This is a genomic window from Dellaglioa sp. CoH-55-MRSF-8 (assembly GCF_056782195.1).
Map to the genome: position 1 here is coordinate 1 of NZ_JBXAYH010000226.1, position 257 is coordinate 257.

The window sequence follows — 257 nt, forward strand, 5'->3', positions numbered from 1 at the left end:
GCCGTACGACAACGTTACTCTAGAAATCGGGTATGGCTCTCAACAGGTAGCAGCGCAGACCCCGATCACGGAATTTGAGCGCACGTCCAACGGCTATGTGTTTTCGGGTGTAGTACCCACCGCGTCGTTTACAGTATCACTCGAACCATACACAGTGATCTGGAAGTACTGGGCAAACAACAACGCGGCAATGGTGTATCAAGGGTCGGCCGACCTGTGGATCATTAACCCAAGCATCATGACCGCAGTCGGTGACG

General features: G+C 53.3%; 1 protein-coding gene. It reads left to right on the forward strand.

What is annotated here, in order from left to right; genetic code table 11:
• Positions 1-257: hypothetical protein (locus tag AC1RPW_RS08565; protein ID WP_481769540.1), on the forward strand; the 257-nt coding region annotated here is incomplete at both ends.